Consider the following 21,414-nt stretch of genomic DNA (forward strand, 5'->3'; position numbering starts at 1 on the left):
CTCCCCGCTCACGCAGTAGTCACCGGAGAGCCGGATGCCCGGAAAGCGGGCCCGTCCGGTTCGGAGGGAGGCCGCGCGGAAAAGGACCAGCACATCTGGCACCTCGCCGCGCGGCCCACCCTACCCAGGCCGCGAAGAACGAGTGCGGCCTGGACCAGTACGAGGTCCGCCGCTACACCGGCTGGATGCGGCACATCACCCTGGCCATGCTCGCCCACGCCTTCCTCGCGGCCATGGCCGCCGACGCCGCGGCAAAGGGGGATGCAGAAACGGTTCCGTCCTGCCGATAGGCGGGGTTGGGGAAGAACGGCAGATGGGAAAGGTCCGTGCGACGGCACGAGGCTCGTGCCGATCCGCTGTGCCATGCCGTCGGCCTGCTGCCGCAGGCCGTCCATCGCGCGGCCGGTCTCCCGCCGGATGGCGGGCGCCGGAATGTACCAGACGGACGGATCGAAGCGGACCCCGCCCGAGCGGTATTTCGCCGGTACGCCCGCCAGCGCCCGGCTCAGCCGGGAGTCGTACGCCCGGTCCGTGGGGCCGGTCCACCGGCCCAGAGGCGGCTTCATGCGTCTGTCGACACCGTCCAGGAGGTACAGCTGCTCGCTGCCGTGGCCGGCCGGCTCGCCGTGCCCGGCACCACCGAGGACAGACACTCCGCGACCCCTCCGTCAGCGCAACGGGGACATCACCCGGCCGGGGCCGGCCCGGGGAAGCGCCTGCCACCGTCCACGCCTGCTTCACGCGCCGACGGGGAGGCCGGGACTTCAGGCCGCGATGGCGGTGGCCTGCCGGACGACGCGCAGCACCTCGGACGCCGACTGGTTCAGGTACATGTGTCCGCCCTCCATTTCCACGAACTCGAAGCCGCAGCTGGTGACGTTCCGCCAGTCCTGCGCCTCGGCGAGGGTCACGTTGTCGTCGTCCCGGCCGCGCAGCGACGTGATCGGCACGGGGAGCTCGACGGCCGGATCGTGGACGAATCCCTCGTACATCTCCACATCGGCGCGGAGCGCGGGCAGGATCAGCTCCCGCATCTCGGGGTTGCCCAGAGCCGGATGGCGGTATCCCGCGAACTCCTCGACGCGCTCGATGAACGCCTCGTCCGGCAGGCCCGTCGCGTGCCGGGCCCGGCGCAGGCCGGGCCCCGGCGCTCCGCTCACGAAGAGCCGGACCACCTCGACGTCGGTGCGCGTCGCGAGTTCCTGGGCCAGCGCCAGGGCCAGGACGCCTCCGCTGCTGTGTCCGAAGAGCGCCACCCGGGTTCCCTCGACGCTCGACAGCAGTTGGGGCAGGACGGTGGCCACCGCCTCGCGGATGCTCCGCACCGGCTCCTGCTCGATCAGCCGCTCACGCCCAGGGAGTTGTACCGGCACCAACTCGATGTCGGGAGCCGCGTGAGAGCGCCACGAACGGTAGTAGGAGGCACCGGCGCCCGCGAAGGGGACGCAGACAAGAGACAACTTGGACACAGAGGTACTTTCTGATCTTCGGAGAGTTTCCGGCACCTGTTAAAATCCCCGCCGGAGTCCGGGAGTTGGGGACGGCCGTGGCCGCGGCAGGAGGATTGAAGCAGTGCGGAGGCGGGAGGCTCCGCGGGCCGCCTACACCGCGCGCCACTGAACGACGGCACAGCAGGGCCACTTTGACGTGCATATTCTTAGGCCGCCCACGGCCCTGTCAAGGGGTTCGTGCCGATCAGGCGGCTGCGGCCGGGCGGGCACCGTCACACCGCCGGTTATAGTCGGCTCCCGTGGGCCGACCGCCGTCCACTGCGCCTTCCTGCCCTTTGCCGAACCCCGGTCCCGAGTCGCACGCCGACCCGGGAATCCGCGGGCAGGACTCCACCTGGCCAGAGGGACACCATTCCGCCCAGCGGCCCGTCCCGCGACTTCCCGTGGGGGCTCGCCGCGTCTTCCACGCCGTCGCAGTCGAGCGCGACGGCCCGTTCATCCCAGTTACGATTCGAGGGTTGACCAGCATGTACCGCACCATGATGAAGTCCAAGATCCACCGGGCGACCGTCACCCAGGCCGACCTCCACTACGTGGGGTCCCTGACCATCAGCGCCGATCTGATGGAGGAGGCCGATCTGCTGCCGGGCGAAAAGGTCGACATCGTCGACATCAACAACGGTGCCCGGTTGTCCACTTATGTCATCGAAGGACCGCGGGACTCCGGGATCGTCGGGATCAACGGTGCCGCAGCACGGCTCATCAGCCCTGGAGACCTCGTCATCATCATCGCCTACGCCCAGGTGCCCGACGAGGAGGCTCGTGGGCTCAAGCCGCGGGTCGTCTTCGTCGACGAGCACAACCGGGTGTCCCTGACCGGACACGATCCCGCGGAGGCGCCCGAGGAGAGCGGGCTGAAGCGGGGCGACGTGGTGGCCCCGCCTCGACCGGGACCCGCGGCGGCCACTGAGCCGCAACCGCCCGCGCAGCACCGTTCGGCCGCTCACCGAGAATCAGGCGTTGACAAGCCCGGGTCGTACTAAGAATATGGATCGCATGCTGGCGCATTGTGCGCAGCGCAGGAACTCGGCTCCGTCAGACCGCTCTCCAGCGATCCGGGGCCCTGCGTGATCCGCGCTGTCGGGTCGGCCTCCTTCCGCCGGGCATCGCCCGTGCCCCTCATCCGTCACCGTCGGCCCCGTCGTCCCCACCGCGAGGGACGACGGGGCCGACGGTGACGTCTTCGTGTCCCTCTGCCGTCTGTTGATGGCACCTGCCGGTCTCCGTCCTCGCCGCAGCGGGGCCGGACCGCCGCTCCGGGACAGATTCGCTCCCGCAGCCCATGCCGACACAGCGGTATCGGCCGATCTGAACCAACACAAGGATGACCGAGATGACCGACGGACCAGACCTGCCCGGTTTCGCGCACCGGGTCCCCTACAGCGATCCCGGGGAGCCCGACCACCACAGCCCTCTGCGTTTCCTGTGGTGGCTGACAGTGAGGCAGCGCAAACGGGTCCTGCTCGGTTCCCTGTGGGGCAGCACCTGGATGTGCGCCCTGATGCTGCCCCCCTACCTCATGTCCGAAACGATCGACGAAGGGCTGCGGGCGCGGGACACCGGCGCGCTGGTCGGCTGGGTGGCGGCGGTCCTCGTGGCCGGGGCCGCCATCGCGGTCCTCGGGATCCTGCGCCACCGCACCATGACCTTCATACGGATCGACGCGGCCTACCGGACCGTCCAGGTCATCACCCGGCACGTCACCCGTCTCGGCTCCACCCTGCCGCGCCACGTCTCGGCGGGCGAGCTGACCCATCTGCAGGCCGGCGACATCAGCCGGATCGCGCAGACCCTGACCATCACGGGCCCAGGGGTCGGCGCGGCCGTCGCCTACATCGCCACCGCCGTCCTCCTGTTCAACATCTCAGCCGTGCTGGCGGTCGTCGTCCTGCTCGGCGTCCCGCTCCTCGCGGTGACCGTCGGCCCCCTCCTGGGGCGGCTGCACGGAGCCGAGGGCGACTACCGGGAACAGCAGGGAGTACTCACCGCCCTCGCCGGCGACATGGTCACCGGGCTGGGCGTGCTGAACGGCATGGGCGGCAAGCCGCTCTTCGCACGGCGCTACCGCGAACGCTCGCAGTCCCTGGTCCCGTTGGGGTACCGGGTGGCCGCGCTCACGAGCTGGGTACAGGCGCTCGGCGCGTGTCTGCCGCTCCTCTTCCTGGCACTGGTGACGTGGCTCGGCGCACGCATGGCGGCCGACGGTTCGATCACGGTCGGTGAGCTGGTGGCCGTGTACGGATACGTGGCGGCGCTCCTGGTCCCGGTCTCCTTCTTCATCGAGGGCGCGGACGACCTCCCCCGCGGCCTCGTGTCCGCCCGGCGCGTGGTCGACATCCTGGCGCTCGCGCCGGAATCCGACCGGCACGGCGCACGAGTGGCGGCGCCCGCCAAACCCGCCCCGCTGCACGACCCGGCGTCCGGGCTGACCCTGCGGCCCGGGCGGCTGACCGCCCTCGTCAGCGCCCGGCCCGACCAGGCGCGGGCCGTGGTCGACCGGGTGGCGGGTTACCAGGACTCCGCCGCCACTTGGGGCGGCACGAGGCTGTCCGACATCGACCTCGCCTCGCTGCGGAGCCGGCTCCTGGTGTCCGACAACGACTCCTACCTCTTCAGCGGACCGCTCCAATCCGCTCTGTCCGTTCACGACGACCACTCCCCCGAGGAGATCGAGCGTGCGCTGCACGCCGCCGTGGCGCAGGACGTCGTCGCGTCGATGCCCGACGGCCTCGACTCCCATCTGGACAGTCAGGGCCGCAACGTCTCGGGAGGACAGCGCCAGCGGCTCCGTCTGGTGCGGGCGCTGCTCGCCGATCCCGAAGTACTGGTGCTCGTCGAGCCCACGTCGGCCCTGGACGCGCACACCGAGGCCACGGTCGCGACCCGGGTCGGCGCGTTCCGCCAGGGGCGCACCACCCTCGTCGTCGGCACGTCCCCGCTCCTGCTCGGCCATGCGGACGAGGTCGTCTACCTGGTGGACGGCAAGGTGGCAGCCACCGGCAGTCACGGCGAACTGCTCGCCACCCAGCCCGGATACGCGGCGCTCGTGTTCCGCGGTGACAGCGAAGGCGTCCCCGCGGCCAGTACGGCGCACGCCCGAGAAGGAGAGACCCGATGAGCCGTGCCGACGAGGCCAGGACCCTCCCGGTCGCCGATGCCGCGACGGTACGCCGGGCCAGCTGGCAGCTCTTGAAGGACGACGGGCGGTCCATGGCGGGGATAATCGTCCTGACCTGCCTCGCCTCTCTCGCGGGACTGGCCGGCCCCTGGCTGCTGGGCCGGATCGTCACCCGGATCGAGGCCGGGGACATGACCGTCTCGCAGGTGGACGGGATGGCAGCCGCCGTCCTCGCCTTCGCCCTGGCGCAGCTGATCCTGATCCGCTACGCACGCTATTTCTCGCACCGCTTCGGCGAGCGCGCGCTCGCCCGGCTCCGCGAGGAAGTCATCGACGGCGCGCTCGCGCTCCCGGGGCGTGTCGTCGACCAGGTCAGCACCGGCGACCTGGTGACGCGCTCCTCGCTGGACGTCGGCACGGTGGCCGCCACGCTGCGCAACGCGGCGCCCGATGTGTTCATCGCCGGCGTCCAGGTGCTGTTCATCTTCGTGGCCGTGTTCCTCCTCGACCCCCTCGTGGGGCTCTGCTCGCTCGTCGGCCTGCCCATGGTGTGGTGGGTCAGCCGCTGGTACCTCGCCCGTGCGCGGGACGCGTACCTCGCCGAGGGAGCGGCCGCGGGTGGCGTGGCCGAAGCCCTGAACGCCACCGCCCACGGTGCCCGGACCGTCGAGGCCTTCGGTCTGCGCCGCCGGCAGAACGGCACGATCGACAAGGCCGTCGACACGACGTACGCCGCGGGCGTGCGAACCCTGCGGCTGCGGACCGTGCTGTTCCCCGTCACCGAGTTCGCCCACTCCCTGCCCATGGCGCTCATCCTCCTGGTGGGCGGCCTCAGCTACCTGAACGGGACGCTGAGCCTGGGCGCGGTCGTGTCCGGCAGCCTGTACATGTGGCAGTTGGTCGATCCCCTCGACCGTGCGCTCGCCTGGGTCGAGCAGCTCCAGCGCAGCGGTGCGTCGTTCGCCCGGATCAAGGGCGTCGGCCTGGTGGCGGAGCAGCCGCGGTCCGAGGTCCGGCAGCCCGAGGACGACCGCATCACGGTCAGCGGAGTCCGGTACTCCTACACGGGCGCGCAGGACGTGCTGACCGATGTCGGCCTGCTGGTACGACCGGGCGAGCGGCTGGCGGTAGTCGGTCCTTCGGGAGCCGGCAAGTCCACCCTCGGCAGGCTGCTGTCCGGTGTGGACCTGCCGGACGCCGGTGACGTCCTGGTCGGCGGTGTGAAGGTCGCCGACCTGGCCGCAGCCGGCGAGCTGGGTACCCGCATCGTCCTGATCACGCAGGAACACCACGTGTTCATCGGCACCCTCCGGGACAACATGACGATGGCGGCCCCGGACGCCCACGACGACGCCATCCTCGAGGCGCTCGCCATGATGGAGGTCGACTGGGTACGGGACCTCCCCGACGGGCTCGACACCATGCTGGGCGCGGGCGGAGTCGAACTGCAAGCCTCCCAGGCCCAGCAGCTCACGCTCGCCAGGGTCCAGCTCGCGGATCCGCACACGCTGATCCTCGACGAGGCGACGGCACTGCTGGATCCCACGACCGCCCGTCAGGCCGAGCGGGCCATGGCCGCCGTCCGCTCGGACCGCACCGTCATCGCCATCGCACACCGCCTGCAGACCGCCCACGACGCCGACCGCGTCGCGGTCATGGAGGCGGGCCGCATCGTCGAGCTCGGCACGCACGACGAGCTCACCGCCGCGAACGGGCCCTACGCCGCCCTCTGGCGCTCCTGGAACGGCGAAGGCTGAACCGCTCCCGTCCACGAGAACGCCTCCCGGCCCGGACCGGGGGGCGTTCTCGTTTCCCTGCCTCCTTTGCGCCCCGCTGCACCCCTCCGAAGGGACCCCGCATCCTCCATGGTTGCCACGAAGCACGTCGAAGCGGCCGAGAAGTTCGACCTGGTCTGCCTGCTCTGCGAGAGCGTGTTCCCGCCCGCCCTCGTGTACCGATGTCCGAGCTGCGCGGGTGCGTTGGAGCCCCGGTATTCGCTGGAACGGCTGACCCGGTACGACCACGCGGATCCGGAGCAGGTCTACTTCGACCTCCTGCCTTTGACGGCGAGGGACTTCCTCGACAGCGGCGTGACCAGCAGGACGCCCTGCCGGCCGGCGCCGCGGCTCGGAGCAGCCATCGGGGTCCCGGACCTGTGGGTCAAGGACGAGTCCCAGCAGCCGACCCGCACCACCAAGGACCGTCTCGCCTCGCTGGTGCCGGCCGTGCTGCGCCAGTTCGGAGTCAAGGAATTCGTCGCGTCGAGCACGGGGAACAGCTCGACCGCCCTCGCCCGGGCGGTACAGATGGATCCCGCGATGCGCGGGATCTTCTTCTGCGGCGAGGACTTCGTCCGCAACCACTTCGTGGCGCAGGACGAGCGGACCTCACTGACCGTGGTCGCGGGAAGCTACGTGGAGGCGTCCGCCGAGGCCCGCCGGTTCGCCGCAGCGCACGGGCTCCACCTGGACGCCGGGTTCTTCAACTGGGCTCGGCGGGAGGGTCTCAAGCTGGCCTACCTGGAGGCCCTCGACGCGATGGACCGCACTCCTGACGTCGTGGTGCAGGCCGTCAGCAGCGGTATGGGCATGCTCGCCGCGCACAAGGGCATGCGCGAGTACCTGGCCCTCGGCGAGCTCGACCGGATGCCGCGGTTCCTCATGGTCCAGGAGCAGTCCTGCGCACCGGCGGCCAACGCCTGGATGGAGGGCCGGACGGAGCTCACCGCGGACGACGTGATCGAACAGCCGTCGGGACTGGCGACGGCCATCCTCCTCGGTGACGGCTCGCCCTACTACCCGTACCTGCACGCCATCGCCACGCAGACCGGGGGGTCGATCGTCCGGGCCCCCCGCGAGGAGCTCGTCGAGGCGCGGCGCATGCTCGCGGAACTCGAGGAGATCGACGTGTGCTACGCCTCGGCGGCAACCGTCGCGGCGGTACGCAACGAAGCGGCGGCGGGCCGGATCCGTCCGGACCAGACGGTCCTCCTCAACCTGACCGGGCGCAGCCGGATGGTCGAACCCTCCTGATCCCTCCCGCCCTCGGCCCCTTGCCACCCGGCTCGCCGCCGGAACCGGCGCGGCGACGACGGGGTGGCGACGGCGGGGACCCCCTTCTTGTCTTGTTCTGATGACGGAGAAACAGTGGCAGACCACGAGTTCGGGCAGCACGCAGACCGTGACATCGCGATCGTCGGAATGGCCGGGCGCTTCCCCGGCGCCCGCAATCTGGACGAATTCTGGGCGAACATCCGCGACGGCGTGGAGTCTGTCTCGTTCTTCACCGAAGAGCAGCTGATCGCGGCCGGTGCGTCGCGCGAGACCATCGCCCAGCCGAACTTCGTGCCCGCCGGTGCCTGTCTCGACGACGTCACGGGGTTCGACGCCGGATTCTTCGGTTACACCGCGCGCGAGGCGGAGACGATGGATCCGCAGCACCGCGTGTTCCTGGAGACCGCCTGGGAGGCCCTGGAGCACTCCGGTTACACCCCCGCACAGGTGAGCGGGCGCGTCGGTGTGTTCGGGGGGGCCGGCACCAACAACTACCTCGCCAACATTTACTCGAACCCCGAGGTCGTCGACAGCACCGGCGGAACGCAGGTCCTCCTCGGGAACGAACTGGGTTTCCTGGCCTCCCGCGTCTCGTACAAGCTCGATCTGCGCGGCCCCAGCGTCTCGTTGCGCTCCGCGTGTTCGACCTCGCTCGTCGCCGTCCACCTCGCCTGCCGCTCGCTGCGCGACGGGGAATGCGACATGGCCCTGTCCGGCGGGGTGTTCATCAACGCGGAACACAACCAGGGCTACCTGCACCAGGAGGGGTCCTTCCTCTCTCCCGACGGTCACTGCAGGCCGTTCGACTCCCGGGCTGCGGGAACGCTGTTCGGCAGCGGGGCGGGGGTGGTCACGCTCAAGCGCCTCAGTGATGCGCTGGACGCGGGCGACACCGTGTACGCGGTCATCAAGGGTTCCGCCGTCAACAACGACGGCGCGGTCAAGGTCGGCTTCACGGCGCCGGCGGTGACCGGCCAGGCGGAGGTCATCCGCGCCGCCCTTCGTGACGCGGGCACCCCGGCGTCGGCCATCGGCTACGTCGAGGCACACGGTACGGGCACGGTCATGGGCGATCCGATCGAGATCCGCGCCCTGACCCAGGTGTACGAGGGGGTGCTGCCCGGCACCGTGGCCCTGGGCTCCCTCAAGTCGAACATCGGTCATCTGGACGCGGCGGCGGGCATCGCCGGGCTGCTGAAGACAGTGCTGTCCCTGTGGCACGAGACGCTGCCGCCGACCCTGCACTTCGACTCTCCCAATCCCGCCATCGACTTCGCGGCCGGCCCGTTCGTCGTCCAGCGCGAGCGCGCCCCGTGGCCCCGGTCGGAGCGCCCCCGGCTGGCCTGTGTGAGCGCCTTCGGCTTCGGTGGCAGCAACGCCCACGTCGTGCTGGAGGAGGCGCCGGCCGCTCCCGCCGCCGTGGGGTCGGCCCGCTCCTCGCAGCTGCTGGTGCTCTCCGCCCGCAGCAAGGAGGCGCTGGACGAGCTCAGTGAACGTGTGGCGGGGGTCCTCCGTACCGGCGGGACGCCCCTGCAGGACGCCGCCTACACCGCGGCGGTGGGGCGGCACGTCTTTCCGGTGCGCCGCATCGTCACGGGCCCGGACGGTCCGGCCGTGGCGGACGCCCTGGCGGCCGCCGATCCCGCACGCGTCGTCGACGGCCACCACGAGGGCGGCCGGCCGGGCGTCGCGTTCCTGCTCAGCGGTCAGGGGGGCCAGTACCCGGGCATGGCGGCCGAGCTGTACGCGCAGGAACCGGTGTTCCGTCAGGCCGTCGACGCCTGTACCCGGGCCCTGGCCGGGAGCGGGACCGGCACGACGGTACGCAACCACCTCCTCGGTGACCGGGAGTCGGCGCAGGCGGCCGCCGCGCTGAACCAGACGGAAGCCGCGCAGCCCGCGCTGTTCGTCCTGGAGTACGCGCTTGCCCGCATGTGGGAGTCGTGGGGCGTGAAGCCCGCGGCACTGCTCGGGCACAGCCTCGGCGAACTCGTCGCGGCCTGCCTGGCAGGGGTGTTCACCCTGCCGGACGCACTGCGTCTGGTCGTCCTCCGCGGAGCGCTGATGCAGCGCCGGCAGCGGGGTTCCATGCTGAACGTGGTGGCGGACCGCGACTCCGTCCTGGCCCTGCTGCCGGAGGGTCTGTCGCTCGCCGCCCACAACGGCCCGAAGGACTGCGTGGTGGCCGGGCCGGAGGCCGATGTGGCGGCCTTCGCCGGGCGGCTCGCGGCCCTCGGAATCCCCACTCACCCGGTGGCGACGTCGCACGCCTTCCACTCGGCCCTCATGGCGCCAATGGTCGAGGAGTTCACGGCGGCCGTCGCGGCGGTCCCCCGCCGGGAGCCCTCGGTGCGCTTCGTGTCGAACGTGACGGGCACCTGGATCACCGCCGAGCAGGCACAGGACCCGCAGTACTGGGGCCGGCAGATCCTGAGCCCGGTCGAGTTCGCCACCGGGGTGCACACCCTGGCGGCCGATCCGGACCTGGTGTTCCTCGAGATCGGTCCCGGGACCACGCTCAGCAGCCTGGCACGACGCGTCCTCACCGGGCCTTCCGCACGCCTGGTCACCGCCACGCTGCCCCACCGGCGGGACGGGCGGCACCCGGTGGAGGCCGCGCAGCGCGCGCTCGGCCAACTGTGGCTGAACGGCTGCGAACCGGACTGGACAGGCGTCTACGGGCACGAGCGGCGCCGGCGCGTCGGCCTGCCCACGTACCCGTTCCAGCGGCAGCGGTACTGGCTGGAGCGGCGCACGGGCGCCACCGCGGAGCGCGGATCCGCGCGACGACGGCCCGATGTCACGGACTGGTTCCAGATCCCCTCGTGGGAGCGCACCGCCCTGCCGCCCGCGCGGCCCGACCACGCCGGCGAACGCTGGCTGGTGTTCACCGATACCCTCGGGCTCGGCGAGGCGGTGGCGGCCCGTCTGCGGGCTGCCGGTGCCGTGGTCACGACGGTGGCGGCGGGATCGGCGTGGGACCGGCGGGACGGTGGCGGGTTCACGATCGACCCGCGCGACTCGTCGCACTACGGCCGTCTGGTACGGGGCCTTGCCGAGGACGGCCCCGTACCCGCGTTCGTCGCCCACTGCTGGGGCGTCACCGACGGCCCCGCACCGCAGGAGGCGCCCCAGGAGGACACCGCTTCGCTGTGGCTGGGGTTCAACAGCCTGTTGTTGCTCTCGCAGGCCCTCAACGGTCTGGCCGACGGGGCCGAGCGCTCCGTGTGGGTGGTGAGCAACGGGATCCACGACGTGATCGGGTCCGAGCCTCTCATGCCGCTCAAGGCCACCGTGCTCGGGCCCTGCCGGGTCATCCCGCGGGAGCACCCCGGGCTGGCCTGTCGCAGCGTCGACATCGTCCTGGACGGCTCGTCCGCCGACGAGCACGCCGCCCGGCTGGTCGCCGAGTTCACGGTACCGCCGGCACACGCCGCAGTGGCACACCGGGGGCCGCACCGCTGGTCCCAGACCTTCGCACCCGCCCCGCTCCCTCCCGCGGAGGACGGGACGTCGGTCCTGCGCGAGGACGGTGTCTACCTGATCACGGGCGGCACCGGTGGTCTCGGACTGGCGCTCGCGGCCCATCTGTCCAGGCCGGGCCGCAAGCTGGCCCTGCTGGCCCGCACTCCCGTCCCCGCGGAGGACGGGGCGGAGCGGCCGGGCGCGCGGGCCGGGGGGCCCGCTCCGACCGGGACCGTCCAGAAGCTGCGGGAGATCAGGGACCTGGGCGCCGAGGTCCGGGTGATCGCGGCGGACGTCTGCGATCCCGCGCAGACGGAGGCGGCGGTGTCCCAGGTCACGGACGCCTGGGGGCGGATCGACGGCGTGTTCCACGCCGCAGGGGTCGTCGGCGGCGGGCTCGCGCAGCTCAAGACCCTGGAGGAGGCCGCCGCGGTCATGGCCCCGAAGGTCGGCGGAACGCTCACTCTCGAACGGGCCCTCGCCCCGGTGAAGCCCGACTTCATGGTGCTCTTCGGTTCCAACTCCGCCAACGTGGGCGACTTCGGGCTCGTGGACTACGTGGCGGCCAACTGCTTCCTCGATGCCTACGCCCATGCCCACGCGTCGGGCGCGGGGCCCTCGCCCCGCGTGCTCACCGTGGACTGGGGTCCGTGGCAGGAGGTCGGCATGGCCGTCGCGGCGGATCCGGGCAACGAGCTGGCGCAGGCCCGGGGCAAGGACGTGGCCGAGCGCGGCATGGCTCCCGCCGATGCGATCGAGGCACTGGAGCGCGGTCTGTCGGGCTCGCACGAACCCCAGCTGATCGTCACGCCCGTCGACGCGCGCCACCTGGTCGAGAACGCCTTCACCCTGCGCGGCCAGGACCAGGAGGCCGACGAAAGACTGAGCGGCCTGGATTCGCCCCGGACCGTGCACCCGCGCCCCGAGGTGCCCAGTGCCTACACGGCCCCGCACGGCACGGTCCAGCGCCGTCTCTGCGCGATGTGGCAGGAACTGCTGGGCATCGAGCAGATCGGCGTCGACGACAGCTTCTTCGACCTCGGCGGAAGCTCCCTGGTCGCCATTCAGCTCATCTCCACCGTCAACAGGTCGCTCGGCACGTCGCTGACGGTCGCCCAGCTCTACGAGTCCCTGACGATCGCCCGCCTGGCGGCGCTGGTGGACGGAGGAGGCACCGTCCCCGCCGAGGACGTCAGGAACTCACTCGAGGAGGTGCGCAACCGTGCCGGCTCACGGCGTCAGCAGCAGCAGAACCGCATGGCCCGCTCTCGCAGCCGCCGTCAGCAGTGAAGTGAAAGGAGACAGCAGTGCAGGTGAACGCGGTTCCGGGTGCTGACCGGGAACGGCCCGGGACGGCGTCCGCGGGCACGGGGGCGCAGCACCTGCCCTCCCAGCCCCGCACCCCGCGCCTGACCCGGCTCGTCGAGGAGGTCCGGGCCGCGCTGCGCGCCCGGCCGGAGGCTTCCGCCGGGGAGGCCGGTTGGGAAGTGGCCGCGGCGCTCGCCCCGCACCTCGGGCGTGCCGACCTCCTGACCCCCGCCCAGCAAGAGGCCGAGCGGGGTGGATACAAGCAGCACGTCCTTCACGTCGAGGCGGACGGCTCCTTCTCCGTCGTCGCCCTCGTCTGGCTGGCGAGTCAGCGCACCCCGGTACACGATCACGTCTGCTGGTGCGTCATCGGGATCCACGAGGGTGCCGAGGAGGAGACCGTCTACCGCCTCTCCGGCAGTCCGGAGCAGCGGCATCTCCTCGCCGTGGACACCACCACGAGCGGGGTCGGTGCCGTGGCGGCCCTCGCTCCGCCGGGCGACATCCACGACGTCCGCAGCACGGCCGCCGGCCGGACCGTCTCCATCCACGTCTACGGAGCGGACATCGGCCGGCTCGGCACCAGTATCCGCCGGGTCTACGACCTGCCTGTGAGGCAGGCGGAGGACCCGGCCGCCGGAGGCCGTCCCGTCCCCCGGCGGTAGCCGCGGAAGAGATCCAGAAGCGCCGGCCAGTGATCCGGGCCCGTTGCCCCGTCGGGGCCGGGCCGTCGCGGAGCCACCCGGCCCGGTCATCAGTCCAACAGTATTGGGAAGTGACGTCATGGGCGACAAGTCAGCTCACGGCATGACGGCAGAGACCCTGCCGGACCTGTTCTCGGCCCAGGTGGCCAGGACTCCCGAGGCCGTCGCGCTCATCGCCGACGGAGTCTCGCTGACCTATGCCGAGCTCGACGAGAGGGCACACCGGCTGGCGGTGTCGCTCGTGGCGAAGGGTGCGGGCCCCGGGACGGTCATCGCGGTGCGCGTACCGCGTTCGGTCGAACTCGTCGTCGCGCTGTACGCCGTGCACAAGGCCGGGGCCGCTTACCTGCCGCTCGATCCGGACAGCCCGGACGAGCGGATCCGGCACATGGTCGACGATGCCGGGGCGCTGCTGGTGCTGACCGCCGACGACGTCAGACGGGCGGCCGAGCCGGGCCCGGCGGACCCCGCGGGCCGACCGCTCCCGGCCCCGCACCCGCTGAACACGGCCTACGTGATCTACACCTCGGGATCCACGGGTCGCCCCAAGGGCGTCGCGGTGTCCCATGCCGCGATCGTGAACCGCCTCCGCTGGATGCAGGCCGAGCACCCCCTCGGCGACGACGACCGCGTGCTGCAGAAGACCCCCGCGGGCTTCGACGTGTCGGTGTGGGAGTTCTTCTGGCCTTTGAGCGTCGGGGCGTGCCTCGTGGTGGCCGCCCCGGACGGACACCGCGACCCCGCCTACCTCACCGAGGTGATCCGGGCACAGCGGATCACCACCCTCCATTTCGTGCCGTCCATGCTGCGCCTGTTCACCGACGAGCCGACCACGCGCCTGTGCACCACCGTGCGCCGGGTGTTCGCGAGCGGTGAAGCGCTGTCGGGCGAGCTGCGGGACCGGTTCTTCGAGGTGCTGGACGCGGAGCTGCACAACCTCTACGGGCCCACCGAGGCCGCCGTGGACGTGTCCTACTGGCGGTGCCGGCCGGACGACCGGCCGGGTCCGGTTCCGATCGGCCGGCCCGTGTGGAACACCCAGCTGTACGTCCTGGACGCCGATCTCCGTCCGGTCGGCCCCGGCGTGACGGGAGAGCTCTACATCGCGGGCGTCCAGCTGGCGACGGGGTACGTGCAGAGGCCCGGGCTGACGGCCGAACGCTTCCTTCCCGACCCGTTCGGCCCTCCCGGCACCCGCATGTACCGCACCGGGGACCTCGCCCGCATCCGCGACGACGGGGCCGTCCACTACGCCGGACGCACCGACCACCAGGTCAAGGTGGGTGGTGTGCGGATCGAGCCCGGTGAGATCGAAGCGGTGCTGGTGCGGCATCCCGCGGTCGCCGAGGCCGTGGTGACCCCTGCAGCCGACGGCTCCGGCGGAACGCAACTGGTCGCCCACATCGTGCCCGACCACATCGCGGCGGCGCCCCTGCGGAACCTGTGCCGGCTCGAGGGCGAGGGGGCCCTCGCGGCCGGTGAGCTGCACACCCTTCCCAACGACATGGTGATCGCCGCCAACAATCCGACCGAGACGGACTTCCTCTACCGGGAGATCTTCGAGGGCCACGAGTACCAGCGGCACGGCATCGTCCTGCCGGAAGGCTCCCGCGTCTTCGACGTGGGTGCCCACATCGGCCTGTTCTCGCTCTCGGTCGCCCGATCGTGCCCGGGCAGCGTCATCTACTCGTTCGAGCCCATACCGCAGCTGTTCCGCCTGCTCGAGCTCAACACACGGATCCACGGAGTCGACGCGCGGCTGTTCCCCTGCGGCATCGCGGAGAGCTCGGGGAGCGCCACGTTCACCTACTACCCGCAGCTGTCGATCATGTCGGGGCGGTTCGGCGACCTCGCCGAGGAGCGCGGCGTACTGGAGGCGTTCGTCCGCAACGAGAGTCGGGGTGGCGAGCCTCCCGCTCCCGGCAGCGAGGCCGACCTGGACAGCCTGCTGACCGAACGGCTCAGGCACGTGGACGTCACCTGTGTCCTGCGGACGCTCTCCGACGTCATCGAGGAGACCGGCGTCGACCGGATCGACCTGCTGAAGATCGACGCGGAGAAGAGCGAGCGGGAGGTCCTGCTCGGGCTGCGTGACGAGCACTGGCCCCTCGTCCGCCAACTCGTCATCGAGGCCCACGACCTGCCCGGGCAGGTCGACTGGATCCAGCGGCACCTGGAGGCCAGGGGGTACCGCGTCGCGGTCGACGGGCAGCACATGCTCGCGGACACCGGACTGGTCACCGTCTACGCGACCCGGCCCCGCACGGCGGGGACTCCGTCCTCCGGCCGGGCCGGGGCACACGGAGCACCCGCGGTCCCCGGCGAGGGCTGGTCCGACCCCGGCCTGTTCACCGAGGACGTGCGGCGGGAAGCCGCTCTGCGCCTGCCTGGCCCGATGGTGCCGTCGCAGTTCGTGATCGTCGACGCGCTCCCCTTGACACCCAACGGCAAGCTGGACCGTGCGGCCCTGCCAGCTCCGCGTGCCCGGACCGCCCATGCCTTCACCCCGCCGCGCGACCCCGTCGAGGAGGTGCTGTGCAGCCTGTTCGCCGAGGTACTCGGGGTGCGGGCGGTGGGCATCCACGACGACTTCTTCCAGCAGGGCGGGCACTCACTCGCCGCCATCCGGCTGATGGGCCGGATCCGGGCGGTGTTCGGTACCGAGCTGACCGTGCGCAGCCTGTTCGAGGCTCCTACGGTGGCGCGTTTCGCACCGCTGCTGGGTCGCGATGCGGGCGGGGATCCGTTCGCGGTGCTGCTTCCCCTGCGGGCCACCGGTGCGGCCGCGCCCTTGTTCTGCGTCCACCCCGCCGCCGGCGTCGGGTGGGTCTACTCGGGGCTGCTGCGACACGTCGGGGCCGATCGGCCCGTCTACGCGCTGCAGGACGCGGGGCTCACCGGCGGGGAGCCGGCCGCGGACGTCGAAGAGGTGGCCGCGGGCTACGTGCGCCTGATCCGCTCGGTGCAGCCGTCCGGCCCGTACCACCTGTGCGGCTGGTCGTTCGGAGGACTCGTGGCCCAGGCCATGGCCACGCTCCTGCAGGAGGCCGGTGAGACGGTCGCCCTGCTCGCGGTGCTCGACGCCTATCCGCTGTGCGACCGTGCCGTGCCCGCCGCGCTCTCCTCGGACGGGCTCCGGGAGCTGCTCGTGTCCCTGGGATACGGCGTGCCGGACGCTCCCGGGCCTTCGATGACGCCTGCGGAGTTCACCGAGGCGGCCGACACCGCCGGCGGCGTCCTCGCCGATCTGGAGGAGCAGCAGGTCTTGGCCATGGCCAAGACGTTCCGGCGGAACGTCGTCCTGGCCCACGGCTTCCGGCCTGCCGTGTTCGACGGTGACCTGCTCCTCTTCACCGCCGCGGTGGGCCGGACCGGCGACGCGCCGTCCGCCGGAGACTGGTCGCCCTACCTGACGGGCCGGGTGCACACCGTGGACGTCGCCTGCACTCACGGGGAGATGACCGGCCCGGTGGCCGTGGCCGACATCGGCCCCCGGATCGCGGACAGGCTGTCCGGTGTGGCCTCCCACCGGGCCGGGTGAGCGGACACCCCTCGAACCGCGGTCCCTGCCCGGGACCCGTACGTACCAGGCCCGTCCGGCCGAGCGGTCAGCTCGGCCGGACGGGCCTTTCCGTGCTGTCCGGGTACCGCACGCGCCGGAGTCCGCGGGGAGGAACGGCGACGGCCCGCCGAACGCGTCGGCGGGCCGTCGTCTCCGGGTGTCCGCCGTGGTCAGCCGCCGGCCGTCGCGCCCACGACGTACTCGGGGTCCGTGGCCACCCGCTCCAGCAGGACCGTGTAGCCGTGCAGCAGCTCCTGCGCCGCCTCGGCGGTGAAGAGGTCGACCGCGTAGGTGAGGCGGACTCCGATGCCGTCGGGCGTGCCGCCGGCGGTCCGGCGCTCCGCCAGCTCGAACCGCAGGTCGAACCGTGCCGGCTGGTCCGGCAGCGGCTCGGTCCTCACGTCGAGGCCGGGCAGCGACAGGTCGGGCAGGGCGTTGTTCTGGAAGGCGAGCATGACCTGGAACAGCGGATGGCGGCCCGCCGACCGGTCGGGGTTGACCGCCTGGACGATGTGGTCGAAGGGCACGTCCTGGTGCGCGTACGCCGCGAGATCGGTCGTGCGGACCCTCGACAGCAGCTCTCGGAACGTAGGGTTCCCATCCGTCCTGGTCCTCAGCACCAGTGTGTTCACGAAGAACCCCACGAGGTCGTCGAGGGCGTCGTCGGTGCGTCCGGCGACCGGTGTCCCGATCGCCACGTCCGTGCCCGCGCCCCGCTCGGTGAGCAGGGCGGCCAATGCGGCCTGGCACACCATGAACAGGCTGACGCCGCACCGGGTCGCCAGCGCGTGCAGCGGCTCCTGCACGGGCACCGGGATCCGGGCGTCGAGGTGCCCGGCCCGGTACGAGGGGGTCCGCGGGCGCTCGGCCGCGGCGGGCATCTCCAACCGGTCCGGTAGTCCGGCGAGTTCCCTGGTCCAGAACGCGGTCTGGCGGTTGAGCTCCGATTCCGGCAGGTCGGCTCCGCCGAGCAGTTGGTGGACCCACAGGGTGTAGTCCGCGTACTGCACGGCGAGGTCGGTCCACGCCGGCCGGGTGCCGGCGGCCGACGCGGCGTAGGCCCGGGCGATGTCCCTGGCCAGGGGGGTGAGCGACCAGCCGTCGCACGCGATGTGGTGCAGCACCAGCAGGAGTACGTGCTCCTGCTCCCCGATCTCGAACAGACGTGCCTGTACCGGCGTTTCCCCGGTGAGGTCGAACGGATGGCGGGCTTCGGCGGCGAGCAGGCCCGGCAGGTCCTCCTCGGTCGTCACCACGAGCGGCAACTCGACAGGCGCCTCGTCCGGTTCGAGCACCACCTGCTGCGGAACGCCGTCCCAGTCGGGGAAGGCGGTACGCAGGCTCTCGTGCCGGGCGACGACGTCGTTGACGGCCCGGTGCAGGGCGGCACGGTGGAGCGGCCCGGTCAGCCTGAGCGCCATCGGCATGTTGTAGTTGCCGTTCGCGCCCTCCAGCCTGTTCTGGAACCAGAGGCGGCGTTGTACCGGCGCCAGCGGCAACTCCTCCGGCCGCTCCATCGGCCCCAGCGCCGGACGTGCGGCCGCGGGCCGCTCCTCCAGCGTTCCGGCGAGGTGGGCGACCGTCGGGGCCTCGTAGAGGGTGCGCAGGGCGACTTCCACACCCAACTCCCGCCGGATCCGGCCGATGAGCCGCGTGGCCAGCAGCGAGTGTCCGCCCAGGTGGAAGAAGGAGTCGTCGATCGTCACCCGGTCGAGACCCAGCACCTCGGCGAACAGCCCGCACAGGAGCTCTTCCCGCTCCGTCCGTGCCGCGCGGCCGGATGAGGCCGACTGGAAGTCGGGGGCGGGCAGCGCCTTGCGGTCGATCTTGCCGCTGCCGGTCAGCGGCACCTCGGACAGCGGGAGGACCAGCGCGGGAACCATGTACTCGGGGAGCTGCCCGACCAGGTGTGCGCGCAGCTGCGTCCCGTCGAGCGGCCGGCCGGGGTGTGCGGGGACGACGTACGCGATGAGCCGGGGCCTGCCCTCGGTGCCGGGGCGGTCGACGACCACCGCGGCTTCCACGTCCGGGTGGGCCGCAAGAACCGCTTCGATCTCGCCCGGTTCGATCCGGAAGCCCCGTATCTTGACCTGTCCGTCGACGCGCCCGTGGAACACGAGCCTGCCGTCGGGGCGGCGGCTGACCAGGTCACCCGTGCGGTACATCCGCCCGTCGGACGGGTCCCCGAAGGGGCACGCCGGGAAGCGCTCCGCCGTCAGTCCGCTCTGATTGAGGTACTCGTCGGCGAGGCAGGCGCCGGCGAGGTGCAGTTCGCCCACCACTCCCACGGGAACCGGGCGCTGCCATGCGTCGAGCACATAGGTCCTGGTGTTCCACACGGGGCGGCCGAGGAAGACCTCGGGCCCGTCCGCCTCGGCGTAGAGGCTGTCCGCTCCGGCCTCGGACGAGCCGTAGAAGTTGATCAGGCGCGCCCCCGGCAGGAGGGAGCGGAACTGCCGGACCAGTTCGGGGGTGAGGGCCTCACCGCTGGACACCCAGAGGCCGCAGGACGTCAGGTCACGCCGGCCGGCCTCTTCCAGCAGCGCTCCCAGCAGGCTCGGGACGACCGTGATCCGGCACGGTCCCGTGCCCTCGATCATCGCGGCGAGAGCGATCGCGCTGCGGGCGGTCTCGCTGTCGGCGAGGGCGATCCGGGCGCCGTTCAGCAGGGCTCCCAGCAGTTCGACGGAGCCGTCGACGAAGCTGAGGGTCGTCTTGGCGATCACCGTCTCGTCCGGGTCGTACGGGAACTCGGCGGCGTACCAGGCGATGCGGTTGAGGACGGAGCGGTGGCCGGCCACGACGCCCTTGGGCCGGCCGGTGGATCCCGAGGTGTAGACGATCCATGCCGGGTCGGCGGCCGTCGGCTCGGCAGGGCGTTCTCCCTCCGTCAGGTTGCCGGCGGACAGGCCCTCCGTCAGTGCGCGGAAGCCGTCGTCGCCCTGCTGCGCGGTGACGGTCGGCACGTCCGCTCCGACGACGGACAGCAGTTCCTCCGTGGTGAGCACGACGTCGGGCTTCGCGTCGTCCAGCATGAACCGCACCCGCTCCGCCGGGAGGTGCGGGTCCACGGGAATGTAGGCGGCACCGGACTTCAGGGCCGCGAGCAGGGCCACCACCATGTCGGTGGAGCGGGGCAGCATGAGGGCGACGCGCCGCCCCGGGCCCGCTCCGCGGCCGACGAGGAGCCTCGCCAGCCGGTTGGCCCTGTCGTTCAGTTCGCGGTACGAGACGGCGGACCCTCCGAAGACGACCGCGTCGGCGTCGGGGGTGCGCTCCGCCTGTGCTTCGAACCCGTCGGCCAGGGTTCCCTCCGGGATGTCCCGCACCGCTCCGTGCCAGCGCTCCAGGAGTTCTTCCTTCTCACCCGGGAGCAGGGGGATCAGGTCCCGGAGGGTGCTCCCGTCTCCCGCGGCCATCATCGCCAGCAGCTCGACGAGCCGGTCGAGCCAGGACCGCGCCTCCTCGGCCGTCATGAGGTGGGGCTGGTAGCCGAGGCGTATCTCCAGCTCGGTGCCGGGGACGACGGTGAGGGTGAGGGCGTAGTGGGTCGCGTCCGCGATGTCCGCGCCGGTCAACTTGATGCCCGGGGCCAGCTCGTCGCCCGCGGCGGCGTCGACCGGATAGTTCTCGAAGGCGGTCACCGTGTCGAAGAGGGCGGGCAGCCCGGTCAGGTCGTGCAGGTCCTGGAGTCCCAGGTGGTGGTGGGGCAGCAGTCGGGCCTGCTCGTCCCGCAGCCGGCCGAGGTAGGAGGGCACGGACTCGTCGGCGTCGAGCCGCACCCGTACCGGAACGGTGTTGGTGAGCAGTCCGACCATGGACTCGACACCGGGGAGCTCCGGAGGCCGGCCGGACACGACGGTGCCCAGGACGACGTCCTGGCTGCCGGTCATCCAGCCGAGCAGCAGGCCCCACGCTCCCTGCACCACGGTGTTCAGGGTGACCTGGCCGCGGACGAGAGCGCCCAGGGCCCGCGTCTCGGCCTCCGGCAGCACGGAGACGACCGTGCGGGGCAGCTGCTGGTGCCGCGGAGGCACCGCCGCGGTGGCGGACGCCACCATGGCCGGCTGGTCGAAGCCCTCGAAGGACTCCCGCCAGGCCGCTACCGCCTCGGCGTGGTCCTGGTCCGCCAGCCACTCCAGGTAGGAACGGAACGGGGCGGGTTCGGGAAGGCCGGCGGCCTCCCCGCCCTCGGTGTAGACGCGGAAGACCTCCTGCACCAGTACCGGGAACGACCAGCCGTCGAGCACCAGGTGGTGGTTGGTCATCACCAGGGTCCACTGCTCGTCCCCGGTCCGGATCAGCCTGAAGCGCACGAGCGGGGGACGGTCGAGGTCGAAAGGCCGGCGCCGGTCACCGGCGATCAGCCGCTCCCGCTGGGCGGCCCTGCGGTCCGGGTCCGCCCCGCGCAGATCGGAGGTGGACCACGGGGGCGCGACGTCACGGACGACGAACTGCAGGGGGTCGCCGGTGGCACGGGTCTTGAATCCGGCGCGGAGCGGGGCGTGGCGCTGCACGACGGTCGTGCAGGACCGGGCGAGGCGTTCAGGATCCAGCGGGCCCGTCAGGTCGAGGGTCAGCTGTGCGGTGTAGAGGTCGGCCGCCGCCCCGGCGAGCCGGGCGTGGAAGTACAGCCCCGACTGCAGCGGGGTGAGGGGGTAGACGTCTTCCAGTCGGGAGGTACGCATAGGTT

Annotated in this window: 8 protein-coding genes and 2 pseudogenes; 8 read left to right on the plus strand and 2 right to left on the minus strand. The window is 71.9% G+C overall.

Annotated features, from left to right (window positions below; all coding sequences use genetic code 11):
• Window positions 1-125: 125 nt before the first annotated feature.
• A pseudogene (locus C1I97_RS02835) lies at window positions 126-290 on the plus strand (IS701 family transposase); the annotation flags it as partial.
• Between the two features lie 474 nt (window positions 291-764).
• Here C1I97_RS02835 and C1I97_RS02840 read toward each other — a convergent pair.
• Window positions 765-1,469 (minus strand): thioesterase II family protein, encoded by a 705-nt coding sequence (locus tag C1I97_RS02840; RefSeq protein WP_111001639.1) that lies wholly within the window; start codon window positions 1,467-1,469, stop codon window positions 765-767.
• A gap of 509 nt (window positions 1,470-1,978) precedes the next feature.
• On the opposite strand from C1I97_RS02840, the gene panD reads away from it, so the two are divergent.
• The 7 genes and pseudogenes from panD to C1I97_RS40965 form a co-directional block, all read left to right on the plus strand.
• Window positions 1,979-2,494: an aspartate 1-decarboxylase gene (panD, locus tag C1I97_RS02845; RefSeq protein ID WP_111001640.1), complete on the plus strand. Its 516-nt coding sequence runs from the start codon at window positions 1,979-1,981 to the stop codon at window positions 2,492-2,494.
• A gap of 350 nt (window positions 2,495-2,844) precedes the next feature.
• Window positions 2,845-4,629, plus strand: a complete 1,785-nt coding sequence (locus C1I97_RS02850) for an ABC transporter transmembrane domain-containing protein (protein ID WP_220040778.1) — start codon at window positions 2,845-2,847, stop codon at window positions 4,627-4,629.
• Window positions 4,626-6,386 carry an ABC transporter ATP-binding protein gene (locus tag C1I97_RS02855; protein ID WP_111001642.1) on the plus strand — a complete coding sequence of 587 codons (1,761 nt, stop codon included), beginning with the start codon at window positions 4,626-4,628 and terminating at the stop codon, window positions 6,384-6,386. Before C1I97_RS02850 ends, C1I97_RS02855 begins: the two co-directional genes overlap by 4 nt.
• 108 nt (window positions 6,387-6,494) lie before the next feature.
• Window positions 6,495-7,661: a threonine synthase gene (locus C1I97_RS02860; RefSeq protein WP_111001643.1), complete on the plus strand. Its 1,167-nt coding sequence runs from the start codon at window positions 6,495-6,497 to the stop codon at window positions 7,659-7,661.
• A gap of 114 nt (window positions 7,662-7,775) precedes the next feature.
• Window positions 7,776-12,437, plus strand: coding sequence for a type I polyketide synthase (locus tag C1I97_RS02865; protein WP_111001644.1), 4,662 nt, complete (start codon window positions 7,776-7,778; stop codon window positions 12,435-12,437).
• Between the two features lie 23 nt (window positions 12,438-12,460).
• A complete protein-coding gene (locus tag C1I97_RS02870) occupies window positions 12,461-13,120 on the plus strand; it encodes a cysteine dioxygenase family protein (RefSeq protein ID WP_309147768.1) in 660 nt (219 codons plus the stop codon).
• Window positions 13,121-13,262: 142 nt separating this feature from the next.
• A pseudogene (locus C1I97_RS40965) lies at window positions 13,263-16,700 on the plus strand (amino acid adenylation domain-containing protein); the annotation flags it as partial.
• Window positions 16,701-16,891: 191 nt separating this feature from the next.
• On the opposite strand, the gene C1I97_RS02880 reads toward C1I97_RS40965, so the two are convergent.
• The gene (locus tag C1I97_RS02880) at window positions 16,892-21,409 is read right to left on the minus strand and encodes a non-ribosomal peptide synthetase (protein WP_111001646.1); all 4,518 of its coding nucleotides are present in this window, start codon (window positions 21,407-21,409) and stop codon (window positions 16,892-16,894) included.
• Window positions 21,410-21,414 lie beyond the last annotated feature (5 nt).

The organism is Streptomyces sp. NTH33 (assembly GCF_003236365.1).
In the GTDB taxonomy this organism is placed as follows: Bacteria; Actinomycetota; Actinomycetes; order Streptomycetales; family Streptomycetaceae; genus Streptomyces.